At 68.0% G+C, this 13,920-nt stretch carries 11 protein-coding genes and 1 tRNA gene; all 12 read left to right on the forward strand.

The window, feature by feature from the left end; all coding sequences use genetic code 11:
* Nucleotides 1–15: 15 nt before the first annotated feature.
* The 12 genes from EV655_RS12600 (at nucleotide 16) to EV655_RS12655 (ending at nucleotide 13,533) form a co-directional block, all read left to right on the forward strand.
* A complete protein-coding gene (locus EV655_RS12600) occupies nucleotides 16–1,008 on the forward strand; it encodes an MDR family oxidoreductase (protein ID WP_132545378.1) in 993 nt (330 codons plus the stop codon).
* A 290-nt stretch (nucleotides 1,009–1,298) separates the two neighbouring features.
* Nucleotides 1,299–1,724 carry a universal stress protein gene (locus EV655_RS12605; RefSeq protein ID WP_132545380.1) on the forward strand — a complete coding sequence of 142 codons (426 nt, stop codon included), beginning with the start codon at nucleotides 1,299–1,301 and terminating at the stop codon, nucleotides 1,722–1,724.
* A gap of 46 nt (nucleotides 1,725–1,770) precedes the next feature.
* Complete coding sequence (locus EV655_RS12610) at nucleotides 1,771–3,411, forward strand: BCCT family transporter (RefSeq protein WP_132545382.1); 1,641 nt, start codon at nucleotides 1,771–1,773, stop codon at nucleotides 3,409–3,411.
* Nucleotides 3,412–3,531: 120 nt separating this feature from the next.
* Entirely contained in the window at nucleotides 3,532–4,761 is a 1,230-nt protein-coding gene (locus EV655_RS12615; protein WP_132545384.1) for an aminotransferase class V-fold PLP-dependent enzyme, read from the forward strand.
* Nucleotides 4,762–4,774: 13 nt separating this feature from the next.
* On the forward strand, nucleotides 4,775–6,196 hold the full coding sequence (locus EV655_RS12620; RefSeq protein WP_132545386.1) for a cryptochrome/photolyase family protein: 1,422 nt from the start codon (nucleotides 4,775–4,777) through the stop codon (nucleotides 6,194–6,196).
* A 57-nt stretch (nucleotides 6,197–6,253) separates the two neighbouring features.
* On the forward strand, nucleotides 6,254–7,465 hold the full coding sequence (locus EV655_RS12625) for an SAM-dependent methyltransferase (protein WP_132545388.1): 1,212 nt from the start codon (nucleotides 6,254–6,256) through the stop codon (nucleotides 7,463–7,465).
* Between the two features lie 3 nt (nucleotides 7,466–7,468).
* Complete coding sequence (locus EV655_RS12630) at nucleotides 7,469–7,912, forward strand: TrgA family protein (protein WP_132545390.1); 444 nt, start codon at nucleotides 7,469–7,471, stop codon at nucleotides 7,910–7,912.
* Between the two features lie 10 nt (nucleotides 7,913–7,922).
* Nucleotides 7,923–9,050, forward strand: a complete 1,128-nt coding sequence (locus EV655_RS12635; protein WP_243645071.1) for an NUDIX domain-containing protein — start codon at nucleotides 7,923–7,925, stop codon at nucleotides 9,048–9,050.
* A 50-nt stretch (nucleotides 9,051–9,100) separates the two neighbouring features.
* Nucleotides 9,101–10,132 (forward strand): cysteine synthase A, encoded by a 1,032-nt coding sequence (locus tag EV655_RS12640; protein ID WP_132545391.1) that lies wholly within the window; start codon nucleotides 9,101–9,103, stop codon nucleotides 10,130–10,132.
* Nucleotides 10,129–12,606 carry a DUF3772 domain-containing protein gene (locus EV655_RS12645; RefSeq protein WP_132545393.1) on the forward strand — a complete coding sequence of 826 codons (2,478 nt, stop codon included), beginning with the start codon at nucleotides 10,129–10,131 and terminating at the stop codon, nucleotides 12,604–12,606. Before EV655_RS12640 ends, EV655_RS12645 begins: the two co-directional genes overlap by 4 nt.
* Complete coding sequence (locus EV655_RS12650; RefSeq protein WP_132545395.1) at nucleotides 12,603–13,322, forward strand: alanyl-tRNA editing protein; 720 nt, start codon at nucleotides 12,603–12,605, stop codon at nucleotides 13,320–13,322. Before EV655_RS12645 ends, EV655_RS12650 begins: the two co-directional genes overlap by 4 nt.
* Nucleotides 13,323–13,443: 121 nt before the next feature.
* Nucleotides 13,444–13,533, forward strand: a tRNA-Ser gene (locus EV655_RS12655).
* Nucleotides 13,534–13,920: the final 387 nt, after the last annotated feature.

A 13,920-nucleotide genomic window follows, 5' to 3' on the forward strand; every position in this document is an offset into this window, starting at 1 on the left:
CCGGGAGGGAAAGAGATGTTCAAGGCGCTGGTCGTCGAAAAGGATGAGGACGGCAAGACCCATGCAAGCGTGCAGCAACTGGACGAGGCCCGGTTGCCCGAGGCCGAGGTCACCGTTGCCGTCGAGTATTCCACGCTGAACTACAAGGACGGGCTGTGCATCGGGCCGGGCGGCGGGCTGGTGCGGACTTATCCCCACGTGCCGGGGATCGACTTCGCGGGCACGGTCGAAGAGAGTTCCGACCCCCGCTACAGGCCCGGCGACCGCGTCGTGCTGACCGGCTGGCGCGTGGGCGAGGCCCATTGGGGCGGCTATGCCCAGAAGGCCCGCGTCAAGGCCGACTGGCTGGTGCCGCTGCCCGATGGGCTGACCACGCGCGCCGCGATGGCGGTGGGCACGGCGGGGTTGACCGCGATGCTGGCGGTGATGGCGCTGGAGGATCACGGGCTGAAACCGGGCGACGGGCCGGTTCTGGTCACGGGGGCTGCAGGCGGGGTGGGGTCGGTCGCGACGGCGGTTCTGGCCAGACTCGGCCACGAGGTCGCCGCTGTCACCGGGCGGCCCGAGACCGCGGACTACCTGCGCGATCTGGGCGCGTCGCGGATCGTGCCGCGCGAGGAACTGACCGAGGTCACGAGAAAGCCCCTGGAAAGCGAGACCTGGGCGGGCTGCGTCGATTCCGTGGCCGGCGCGATGCTGGGGCGCATCCTCAAGCAGATGAAATACCGCACCTCGGTCGCGGCGGTGGGCCTGGCGGGCGGGGCGGCGATCGAGGGCGCGCTGATCACGCCGTTCATCCTGCGGGGCGTCAACCTGCTGGGCATCGACAGCGTGCTGCGCCCCTATCAGGATCGGGTGCGCGCCTGGAACCGGCTCGCTGCCGACTTGCCGTTGGACAAGCTCGAGGCGATGATCCGCCCCGCGACGCTGGCCGATCTGCCGGGGCTTGGCGCCGACATCCTCAAGGGCCGGGTACAGGGCCGCATCGTGGTGGACGTGAACGCCTGAACCAGCTTTCGGGTGCCGCGCCACGGCGATGGCGCGGCGCATCCGTATTTATATGATATTTGTCAATCGTTTGTGGTGTGTTCCTGATGTGGTTCGGGCGCGCTTTCGGCCGCCCGGCGCTGAATTTTTGCGCGGCCCCGGTTGGCCATATGGGATTTCCGCGATAGGCTTGCGTCGGGGACACCGAAACCAATACCGAACGAAGTCCCGAAAAAACCGACACGCGCGTCCGGTGCGGACGGCGGCGGCCGTCGCTGCATCTGCGCGCCCCAGAACGAGGGGAGAGCGACGTGTTCCGACACATCCTTGCCCCGGTCGATCTTGCGCATCTCGACCGGCTTTCACGGGCGCTTGAGGTCACGGCAGACCTTGCGCGCCACTACGGCATCGCCGTCACCTATGTCGCGGTCACCGCGCCGCAGCCCGGCAAGGTGGCCCATAACCCCGAGGAATTCTCGCGCAAGCTCAAGGCGTTCGCCGACGAGCAGACCGCGCGGCATGGCCACGGGGCCGATGCCAGGGCGGTGATCAGCCACGATCCCGCGGTGGATCTTGACCGGGCGCTTCGCCAGGTGCGCGAAGAGATCGGCGCCGATCTCGTGGTGATGGGCTCGCACCTGCCCACGCTGGGCGATTACGTCTGGCCGTCGCATGGCGGCAAGCTGGCACTGCACACCCACGCCTCGATCCTGCTCGTGCGCGAGCACGAAGACTGAGCCGACCGCCCAGGCGCCATTCCGCGCGCAAGCAGAGGACATCCAGATGACCGATGAAACCACACTGCAGGGGATTCCCGAACCCGAGGGCCCCACGGAACTGATCGATACCGAATACGAGATCGGCCAGGACAATATCGAAGGCAATGTCGGCCCCTTCGGCTTCGACATCCACAACCCGGTCTTCCTGATCTCGGGCCTGACCATCGTCGCCTTCGTGTTCTACACGCTGGCCCTGCCGGACCAGGCCAATGCGTTCTTCGGCTGGCTGAGGCCATTCCTGACCTCGACGTTCGACTGGTTCTTCATGGGCGCGGCGAACATCTTCGTGCTGTTCTGCCTGTTGCTGATCGTGCTGCCGGTGGGCGGCGTGCGGCTGGGCGGGCGGGACGCGACGCCCGATTACAGCTATGTCGGCTGGTTCGCGATGCTGTTCGCGGCCGGCATGGGCATCGGCCTGATGTTCTTTGGCGTGCTGGAGCCGGTCTATCACATGGCGATCTCGGAGCCCCTGGGCGTGCCGTCGCCCTTTGCCGAGGATGGCAGCCTGATCCCCGAGAACGTCGATGCCGCCCGCACCATCGGGCTGGCCGCCACGATCTATCACTGGGGCCTGCACCCGTGGGCGATCTATGCGGTGGTGGCGCTGGCGCTAGCCTTGTTCAGCTACAACAAGGGGCTGCCGCTGACCATCCGCTCGGCCTTCTACCCGATCCTGGGCGAACGTGTCTGGGGCTGGTGGGGCCATGCGATCGACACGCTGGCGGTGTTCGCCACGCTGTTCGGGCTGGCGACTTCGCTTGGCTTCGGGGCGCAGCAGGCCAATGCGGGGCTGAACCACATCTTCGGTATCCCGGACACGATCAGCGTGCAGGTGATCCTGATCACCGCGATCACGGGCGTGGCGCTCTACTCGGTGCTGCGCGGCCTTGACGGCGGCGTCAAGGTCCTGTCCGAGATCAACATGGGGCTTGCGGCGCTGCTGTTGCTGTTCGTCCTGCTGGCGGGGCCGACGCTGACGATCCTGTCGGATTTCGCCAGCGGCCTCGTTGCCTATGGCAAGGACCTGCCGGCGCTGTCCAATCCCTTCGGGCGCGAGGACACGGGCTATGTCGAGGGCTGGACCTCGTTCTACTGGGCCTGGTGGATTTCCTGGTCGCCCTTCGTGGGCATGTTCATCGCCCGCGTCAGCCGCGGCCGCACGGTGCGCGAGTTCATCATCGCCGTGCTGCTGGTGCCCAGCCTTGTCTGCGTGCTGTGGATGGCGGTCTTCGGAGGCACCGCGATCGACCAGGTGCTGACCGACCCCGCCGCCAGCGCGGTCAAGGCGCAGGTGATCGACGCCTACAACCCGCCGATGTCGCTGTTCGCAATGCTCGAAGGGCTGCCGCTGGCCTCGATCACCTCGGTCGTGGGCATCGTGCTGGTGATCGTGTTCTTCGTCACCTCTTCGGACTCGGGCTCGCTGGTGATCGACACGATCACGGCGGGGGGCAAGATCGACGCGCCCGTGCCGCAGCGGGTGTTCTGGTGCACCTTCGAGGGCGCGGTGGCGATCGTGCTGCTGGTTGGCGGCGGGCTCGGGGCGCTGCAGGCGATGGTGATCTCGACCGGTCTGCCCTTTACTGTGGTGCTGCTGCTGATGTGCTGGGCGATCCTGAAGGGGCTTCTTGGCGAGCATCGCTGAGCCATCTGTGAGCGGGCGGGGCGTGCTAGCGCGATTGCAAGACTTTTCAAGGCTTTGCATTTCCGCGGCGCCCCGTCTAGACAATCCGGACCAAGCACCACTCTCTCCGCCGGAGCCCCGATGGTTGCGTTCGATGCCGATTTTGTCCGCAATCAGTTCCCGGCCTTCCGGCAGAAGAACCTGCGCGACAAGGTGTTTTGCGAAAACGCGGGCGGATCCTATGCCTGCCGCTATGTGATCTGGCGCATTCACCGCCACTACAACGAACGCAAGGTGCAGCCCTACGGCGCCTTCCCCGCCTCGCAGATCGCGGGCGAGGAAATGGACGAGGCGCGTATCCGGCTGGCCGGACATCTGGGCGTCGGCCGCGACGAGGTGCATTTCGGCCCCTCGACCACCGCAAACAGCTATGTGCTGGCGCAGGCCTTCCGGCAATGGCTGCCCAAGGGGACGGCGATCATCGTCACCGACCAGGACCACGAGGCGAATTCCGGGCCGTGGCGGCGGCTTGCCACCGATGGCGGGGTCGAGATCCGCGAATGGCGGATGGATCCCGCGACCGGGCATCTCGACCCCGACGCGCTGGCGCGTCTGCTGGACGAACGGGTGCGGCTGGTCTGCTTTCCGCATGCCTCGAACATCCTCGGCGAGGTGAACGATGTCGCTGCCATCTGCCGGATGGCGCGCGGCGTGGGCGCGCTGACCTGCGTCGACGGGGTCAGTTATGCGCCGCACGGGTTTCCGGATATCCGGCGGCTTGGGGCCGACATCTATCTCTTTTCCACCTACAAGACCTTCGGGCCCCATCAGGGCGTGATGGTGATGCGGCGGGAACTGGCGCACCGGTTGCCGAACCAGGGCCACTGGTTCAATGCCGAGGATACGATCAAGCGGTTCAACCCCGCCGGGCCCGACCACGGCCAGGTCGCCGCCTGCGCCGGGATATCGGACTATATTGACGCGCTCTACGACCACCATTTCCTTGGCGGGCGCGATGCGCGGGGGCGGGCCGACAAGGTGGCCGAACTGATCCGGGCGCAGGAAACCGCGATCCTTGGCCCGCTGATGGACTATCTGGCGGGCCGGCCCGGCTTGCGGGTTCTGGGTCCGCGCATGGCGGACGCGCGGCTGCCGACCGTCTCGATCGCGCTGTCCGAACCGGGTGCGCAGGTGGCGGCGCGGCTGGCGCGCTATGGCATCCTGGCGGGCGGCGGGGATTTCTACGCCCGGCGGGTGTTGCAGGCGATGGGCGTCGATCCGGCCCGTGGCGTCTTGCGGCTCAGCCTGTTGCACTACACCCTTCCCGAAGAGGTTGACCGGCTGATTACTGCGCTAGATAGCGAACTTTGAAACCGGAACCCTGATGTCCGACGCCTCTCCGATCCTGTGGTGGGTCCGCCGCGACCTGCGCCTGACCGACAATCCCGCGCTTTCGGCCGCCTGCGGGTCGGGCCGGCCGGTGATCCCGGTCTTCATCCATGACGAACACGTAGCGGCGCTGGGCGCGGCGCCGAAATGGCGGCTGGGGCTGGGCCTGGAACGGTTCGCCGGGACCCTCGGCGCGCGCGGCTCGCGGCTGATGCTGCGCCGCGGCCCGGCACTTGCCACCCTGCGCGCACTGATCGCCGAGACCGGCGCGGGCGCGGTGATCTGGACCCGTGCCTACGATCCCGACAGCGTGGCGCGGGACAAGGCGGTCAAGGCGGCGCTGGGCGAGGACGGGGTAGAGGCGCGCTCGGTCGCGGGCCATGTGCTGTTCGAGCCATGGACGGTCGAGACCGGGCAGGGGGCTTTCTACAAGGTCTACACGCCGTTCTGGAAGGCGGTGCGGGGCCGCGACGTGTCCGACCCCGCGCCCGCGCCGGGCATGATCCCGCGGCCCGACCACTGGCCCGCCTCGGACGAGATCGATCATTGGCGGATGGGCGCGGCGATGCGCCGGGGGGCGGCGGTGGTCGCCCGCCATGTCCGCGTCGGCGAAGAGGCCGCACAGGACCGTCTGGCCGCCTTCGCCGCCACGAAGATCGCCGCCTACAAGACCGAGCGCGACTTTCCCGCGGCCGAGTCCACCTCTCGGCTGTCCGAGAACCTGACCTGGGGCGAGATTTCGCCCCGCACGTGCTGGCATGCGGGACTTGCCGCCATGGACGAGGGCAAGGCGGGCGCCGAGCATTTCCTCAAGGAACTTGTCTGGCGCGAATTCGCCTGGCACCTGATGTGGCACAGCCCGCAGATCGCCACGGCGAACTGGCGCGAGGGCTGGGATGCCTTCCCGTGGTCGACCGACGAGACTGCCCCCGAGGTTATCGCCTGGAAGCGGGGCCGCACCGGCATCCCCTTCGTCGACGCCGCGATGCGCGAGATGTATGTCACAGGCACCATGCACAACCGCAGCCGGATGATCGCGGCCTCGTACCTGACCAAGCACCTGATGACCCACTGGAAGATCGGGCTGGACTGGTTCGCCGACCACCTGATCGACTGGGATCCGGCGGCAAACGCGATGGGATGGCAATGGGTGGCGGGATCGGGGCCCGACGCGGCACCCTATTTCCGCATCTTCAACCCGGTGACACAGGCCGAGAAGTTCGACGCCCAGGGCACCTATCGCGACACCTGGATTGCCGAGGGGCGCCGATCGCCCACCGCAACGGCGCTGTCCTATTTCGACGCCGTGCCGAAATCCTGGGCGCTTGCGCCCTCGGATCGCTATCCCGCGCCCGTGGTGACGGCAGAGGCGGGGCGCCAGCGCGCGCTTGCCGCCTTTGAGGCGCGCGAGGGGTAAGGGACGTTGCGCTGTCCGGCGCGCATCTGCAAAGAATGAAAAAAAAGGGGAACCAGGATGAGCGTCCTGACAACGACGAAAGGGCAGCACGACCTGCCACGCTATTTCGCCCAGGTGTTCGACGTGGCGTGCAACATGGCCCATGGGCGTCTGGATTTCGTGCTGCCGGACGGGCGGCGGTTCCGGGCCGAGGGCAGGGGACCGGGCCCGGTGGCGGAACTCGACATCCGCGACCCGGACGTCTTCGCCCGGCTGATCCGCGAGGGCGACCTGGGATTCTGCGAGGCCTATCTCGACCAGGGCTGGACCACGCCCGACCTGATGGCCTTCATGGACCTTGTCCATGCCGACAACGACGAATTGTTCGACGGCTTTCCCGGCATGGGGCTGGTCCGCGCCTACGAACGCTTTCGCTTCTGGCTGCAAAGGAACACCCGGCGCCAGGCCAGGAAGAACATCGCCGCCCATTACGACCTCGGCAACGATTTCTACCGGCTCTGGCTGGATGAAAGCATGACGTACTCCTCGGCGCTGTTCCGCACCGGGCAGGAGAGCCTCGAGGCCGCGCAGGAGGCGAAATACGCCCAGATGGTCGACGAGATGGGCGTGAAGCCCGGCGATCATGTGCTGGAGATCGGCTGCGGCTGGGGCGGATTTGCGGAATACGCGGCCGGGCAGCGGGGCCTGCGGGTCACCGGGCTGACGATCAGCCGCGAGCAGCACGACTACGCGGTGGAACGGATCCGCCGCGCCGGCCTCTCGGACCGGGTCGAGATCAGGCTGCAGGACTATCGCGACGAGACCGGCACCTATGACGGCATTGCCTCGATCGAGATGTTCGAGGCGGTGGGCGAGAAGTACTGGCCGGTCTATTTCGCGAAGCTGCGCCAGTGCATGAAGCCCGGGGCGCATGCCACGCTTCAGGTCATCACGGTGCAGGAACGCCGCTTCGAGATCTACCGCAAGGGCGTCGATTTCATCCAGAAATACATCTTTCCGGGCGGCATGCTGCCCAGCCACACGATCCTGGGCGATCTGGCGCGGGCGGCCGAACTGGAGGTGACGCGCTCGATCGAGTTCGGCGAGAGCTATTCCCTGACCCTGCGCCGCTGGCATGAAACCTTCAACGCGCGCTGGGACGAGATCGCGGAGATGGGCTTCGATGCGCGGTTCCGGCGCATGTGGAACATGTATCTGACCTCTTGCGCGGCCACCTTCCACAGCGGAAACTGCGACGTGACCCAGTTCACCGTGACGAGACCCGCCTGATCCATGCCCACCGCCGCCAAGCTTGTCGCCGCCCTGTGCTATGCTGCGGTGGCGTGGTTCGCCTCGGGCGCCGTCGTGCCCCTGTTCCCCGAAGGCACCGATCTGGGCGCCTTTGCCCAGGTCAATACCGGGATCGGGGCGCTGGCGGGCTGGTTCGTGATGGGGCGGCTGGCGGGCGAGGGCCATGGCGTGGCGGTGGCCTCGGGGTTGCGCACCACGGCGGTCTTCGTGTTCTACGCTCTGCTGTTTCACGCGATCTACGAGATGCTGCGCCTGGCGACGCGGATGCGCTATGACGGGGTGATGGACGCGCTGATGGGCATGGTCGATCTGATGGGCAAGTACGGGCTGATGGTCGTGACCGCGCCGGTGGTGATGGGCATCCTGCTGGTGGGCGGCGTGCTGGCCGCCTTCATCGTGGAATGGGCCGCGCAACGCTGGAACTGAGGGGGCCGTCTTGGACCGGCTGTTTTTCTACGGCACGCTGTGCCATGTGCCGTTGCTTGCCCGGGTGCTGGGCCGGCCCGAGGCGGGGCTGCCGCTGACGCCCGCGCGGCTGGCCGACCATGCCGTTCTGTGGGCCGAGGGTGAAAGCTTTCCGCTCATCCAGCCCGAGCCCGGTGCCGTGGCCACGGGCCTCTGTCTCGAGGATGTGGGGGCCGAGGCGCGCGCCCGGCTCGACTATTACGAGGGCGGCTATGGCTACAGCCTGTCGGATGTGACGGTCGAGACGCCCGAGGGGCTGCGCGCGGCGCGGGTCTACCTGCCGCCGTCGGCGGCACCGCTTGCGGGCGCGGCGTGGTGCCTTGCCGACTGGCAGGCCCGCTGGGGCGAGATCGTGACGCTGGCCGCCGAAGAGGTGATGCTGGGCTTTCCCGGGCGCGATCCGCAGGTGAACGCGCGGCGCTACCGGATGATCCTTGCCCGGGCCGCGGCCCGCATCCGCGCCCGCGCCCCTTCGCCCGCGACGCTGCGGCGGGCCACGCGCCCCGGCGATATCGAGGAATTCGCCCGCAGCCAGCCCTACGCCAATTTCTTTGCCGTCGAGGAATACGATTTCCGCCACCGCCGCTTTGACGGCGCGTGGAGCCCGCCGGTCAACCGCGCCGCCTTTTTCAGCGCCGATGCGGCGACGGTGCTGCCCTACGATCCCGCGCGCGACGCGGTGCTGCTGATCGAACAGTTCCGCGTCGGCCCCTATGGACGGGGCGACAGCGAATTCTGGTCGATCGAGGCCATTGCCGGGCTGATCGACCCGGGCGAGACGCCCGAGACCACCGTGCGCCGCGAGGCGGTCGAAGAGGCGGGGATCGAGGTCGGCCGGCTGCATCCCGTTTATGGCTACTACCCTTCGCCGGGGGCAAAGACGGAGTTCATCTATTCCTTCGTCGGCGAGGCGGACCTGCCCGAGGACGCGGGGGGCCTCGGCGGGCTGGCCGCCGAGGGCGAGGACATCCGCGCCCATGTCGTGCCCTTCGCCCGCGCCATGGACCTTGTCGAGACCGGCGAGATCGGCAACGCGCCGCTGATCCTGACGCTGCTGTGGCTGGCACGGAACCGTGAGCGGTTGCGGGCTTCGGGTTGAGTTCCAGCGCCTGCCCCCGTAGCACTAGGGCAAGCAGAGGCGGAGGCGGCATGGATATCGGCAAGGACCTGGCGGCGCTGATCGGCAACACGCCGCTGGTGCGCCTGAACGGCCCGTCCGCGGCGACGGGCTGCGAGATCCTGGGCAAGGCCGAGTTCCTGAACCCCGGCCAGTCGGTCAAGGACCGTGCCGCGCTGTGGATCATCCGTGACGCGGTCGCCCGCGGGGCTTTGCGCCCCGGCGGCACCATCGTCGAAGGGACGGCAGGCAATACCGGCATCGGGCTGGCGCTGGTTGGCGCGTCGATGGGATTCCGGACCGTGATCGTGATCCCCGAGACGCAGAGCCCCGAGAAGAAGGACATGCTGCGGCTGGTGGGGGCGGACCTCGTCGAGGTGCCCGCCGCGCCCTATTCGAACCCGAACAACTTCGTGCGCTATTCCGCCCGGCTGGCCGCGCGTCTGGCCGAGACGGAACCCAATGGCGCAGTCTGGGCCAACCAGTTCGACAACGTGGCGAACCGGCAGGCGCATCTGGAATCCACCGGCCCCGAGATCTGGGCGCAGACGGGCGGCAAGGTCGACGGGTTCATCTGCGCGGTGGGCTCGGGCGGCACGCTGGCGGGCGTCGCGCGGGCCTTGCAGCCGAAGGGTGTGAAGATCGGGCTGGCCGATCCCGATGGCGCGGCGCTTTACAGCTATTACACCACGGGCACGCTGAAATCCGAGGGTTCGTCGATCACCGAGGGGATCGGGCAGGGGCGGATCACCGCCAACCTCGAGGGGCTGACGCCCGATTTCTGCTGCCGGGTGCCCGATGCCGAGGCGCTTCCCATCGTGTTCGACCTTCTGGAACGCGAGGGGCTTTGCCTTGGCGGGTCTTCGGGCATCAACGTCGCGGGGGCGATGCGCATGGCGCGCGAGATGGGGCCGGGCCATACCATCGTGACGGTGCTGTGCGACTACGGCACGCGCTATCAGTCGCGGCTGTTCAACCCGGACTTCCTGCGCGGCAAGGGCCTGCCGGTGCCCGACTGGCTGGACGGGCCCGCCCGCGCGCTGCCGGAGGTGTTCGAGGGATGACGATGCTGATCAGGATCTTCGCGGTCGTTCTTCTGACGGCGCTGGCCTTTCCGCTGGCCGCGCCCCCAGCAACCGCCCAGCAGGCGGCGGCGACCGAAGAGGCCGCGCCCGATTACGCGGCCTGGGAAAAGGTCGCCCGCCGGGCCGAAGGGGTGCTGGGCGCGGGTCGCGCCTCGGACGCCGCGCTGTCGGAGTTGCGCCAGGAACTGGTCGACTGGCGCACGCGGCTGTTGAACGCCCAGGGCACGAACGCGGCCCGGATCAAGACCCTGCGCGAGCAGATCGCCGCACTGGGTGCGGCGCCCGCCGAGGGCGAGACCGAACCCGACGAGATCGCCAAGCGCCGCGCCGAACTGAACAAGCAGCTTGCCGATCTGCAGGCGCCGGGCCTGCAGGCGGTCGAGGCGCACAGCCGCGCCGACGGGCTGATCCGCGAGATCGACAGCGTGATCCGCGAACGCCAGACCAGCAAGCTTCTGGAACTGGGCCCGACGCCTCTCAACCCCGTCAACTGGGCGGCCGGTGCCGAGGCGCTGCGCGAAACCGGGACCGCGATGTTCCGCGAACTGGCCGAGGCCTGGGCGACGCCCTCGCGCCGTGCCGGGTTCCGCGAGGATCTGCCCGTGACGATCCTGTTCCTGGGAATGGCCGCCGTCCTTCTGGCCCGCGGTCCGCGCTGGGTCGTGCTGCTGTCCGAGCGCCTGATCCTGGGGCGCCTGAATCGGGGCGGGGTCGTCTTTTCCTCGCTGGTTTCGCTGGGCCAGATCGTGGTGCCGACGGTGGGCTTGGTGCTGCTGGTCGCGGCCCTGGCCTCGACCGGACTGGGCGGCGAGAGGCTGGCCCAGCTTCTCACGGTTCTGCCTGTCCTGGGGTTGAGCTTCTTCACGGCACGCTGGCTGGGATCGCGCGTCTTCGCCGCACACTCGGTCTCGCGCAAGTTGTTCGATCTGCCGCCAGAGCGGATGGCCGAGGCGCGGTTCCACGCCACCGGCATGGGCCTCGTGATCGCGCTGGCCGGGCTGCTAGGCCTCATGGGCGAGGTCGGCAGCTTCGCGGACGAGGCCAAGGTGGTGCTTGGCTTCCCGCTGGTCGTGGCGGGGGGGCTCTTGCTGATCCGCATGGGCCAGATCCTGCACGCGCAGAGCCGCGTCGCATCCGAGGGCGACCAGCAGCGCCCCTACCGCAACCGCCTGATCGGCCTGTTCGGCCGCGCCGCGGTCGGTTTCGGGGTCACAGGGCCCGTGCTGGGCGCGATCGGCTACAAGGAGGCGGCCGATTTCTTCATCTATCCGCCGATCCTGACGCTGGGCCTTCTGGGGCTTCTGATGGTGGTCCAGCGCTTTGTCGGTGATCTCTACGACCTGATAAGCGGCCGCGACACCGGGGAGGGGGCGGCGGACGCATTGCTGCCGGTGCTGATCGGGCTGATGCTGGCGGTTATGGCATTGCCGGTTCTGGCGCTGATCTGGGGCGCCCGGGTTGCCGACCTGACCGAGATCTGGGCGCGCTTTACCGCCGGCTTTACCCTGGGCGCGACCCGCATCTCGCCGGCCGACTTCCTGACCTTCGCCATTGTCTTCACGCTCGGCTACGCGCTGACGCGCCTTGTGCAGGGCACGCTGCGCACCACCGTCCTGCCAAAGACACGGATCGACCCGGGTGGCCAGACCGCGATCATCTCGGGGCTCGGCTATGTCGGGATATTCCTGGCCGCGCTGATCGCGATCACCACCGCGGGCATCGACCTGTCGTCGCTGGCCATCGTCGCCGGCGCGCTGTCCGTCGGCATCGGTTTCGGCCTTCGGACCATCGTCGAGAACTTCGTCTCGGGCATCATCCTGCTGATCGAGCGGCCGATCAGCCAGGGCGACTGGATCGAGGTCGGCGGGGTGCAGGGCATCGTTCAGGACATTTCCGTCCGCTCGACCCGGATCCAGACCTTCGACCGGACCGACGTGATCGTGCCCAATGCCGATCTGGTGGCTGGGCAGGTGACGAACTGGACCCGGCAGAACCTGACGGGGCGGGTGATCCTCACGGTGGGCGTGGCCTATGGCACCGACACCCGCAAGGTCGAACGGATCCTGCGCGAGATCGGCGAAAGCCACCCGCTGGTGATGATAAAGCCGCCGCCCAGCGTGGTGTTCCAGGGCTTCGGCGCGGACGCGCTGGAATTCGAACTGCGCGTGATCCTGCGCGACATCAACTACGGCCTGTCGGTGCGGACCGAGTTGAACCACGAGATCGCAAGGCGCTTTGCCGAGGAAGGGATCGAGATCCCCTTCGCCCAGCGGGACATCTGGCTGAGAAACCCCGAGGCGCTGCGGACAGCGGGCTCGCCCGTGACGGCCCCGGCGATACCGCCCGCCCAGTCCTCCCCGCCGCCGCCCCGGCAGCAGGACGACCCCCAGCCCGAACCGCGCGACGATCTCGGGGGAGAACCCGATGACGCAGATGGAGACGCATCCCGATGACAGCGACGCTTTACCGATCCGACCCGTACCTGCGCGAGGCGCCGGGGATCGTCACCGCGATCACGCCCGAGGGCGGCGTGGTGCTGTCGGCCTCGCTTTTCTATCCGCGCGGAGGCGGGCAGCCCGGTGATACCGGGCGGCTGGCCTGGCCGGGTGGCGGCCTGACCGTGACCGACGCCGTCAAGGGCGAGGGCGAGGCGATCATCCTGGTCCCGGCCGGGGGCGAGGCCCTGCCCGAGATCGGCATGCCGGTGACCCAGATGCTCGACTGGGACCGGCGCCATCAGCACATGCGCGTTCACACCGCGCTGCACCTCTTGTCGGTCGTGATCCCTCTGCCGGTGACCGGCGGGGCGATCGGCGAGGGCAGGGGGCGGCTCGATTTCGACATGCCCGAGGCGCCCGCGGATCGCGAAGCGCTCGAGGCGGCGCTGAACGATCTGGTGACCCGCGACCTGGCCGTGACCGAGGACTGGATCACCGACGATGCGCTGCGGGCCAATCCGGGCCTCGTCAAGACCATGTCCGTCGCGCCCCCGATGGGCGCGGGCCGGGTGCGGCTGATCCGGATCGGCGCGGGCGAGGCGCAGGTCGACCTTCAGCCCTGCGGCGGCACCCATGTGCGCTCGACCGCCGAGATCGGCCCGCTGCGGCTGGGCAAGATCGAGAAGAAGGGCCGCCAGAACCGCCGCGTGACCGTGGAACTGACAGGCTGAGCCGCGCGCCGCCAGGGCAGGGGATGGCGGCCGTCGCGAGAGCAAGGCACGCACCCCTTTGCGCTGCTTCGGAAAGTCGCTCTTGCATCCAGCCCCCGCCCGGGAGTAGGAAGCCCCGCACGGAGAGGTGGCCGAGTGGTCGAAGGCGCACGCCTGGAAAGTGTGTAGGCGGGAAACCGTCTCCAGGGTTCGAATCCCTGTCTCTCCGCCACTTGCCCTCGCGAAAGCGTTCTCCCGATCCGGCTGCGGCCGGATTTTTCCGTTATATTTGAGGGTTATGCGGGGTGGGCTGAGCACTGGCCTCGTCGCCAGGAGGCCCGGAAGCGGTCTCTCAGGGTCGATATTCTCCGGACCTCTCGACTGCCCGATTTTGGTGTAGAGCCTGTAAGCCTCAGAAAATAAGGGAACAAATCGAAGGCTGACCTGAACACTTCGATGCTAGTGGCGCCATCGAGATGGAACCGGGATCGAACAACTCTGTCGCGCTCTGGCCGAAACACGAGTGTTGGCTGTCACTGAGAACTGACCCGGCAGCAGTCGGAATTGTCACTGAGATTTGACCCATGTGGAACCTTGCCCCTGACGGAGTTCGTCGGGG

Source organism: Rhodovulum euryhalinum, assembly GCF_004342445.1.
GTDB classification, from domain to species: Bacteria; Pseudomonadota; Alphaproteobacteria; order Rhodobacterales; family Rhodobacteraceae; genus Rhodovulum; species Rhodovulum euryhalinum.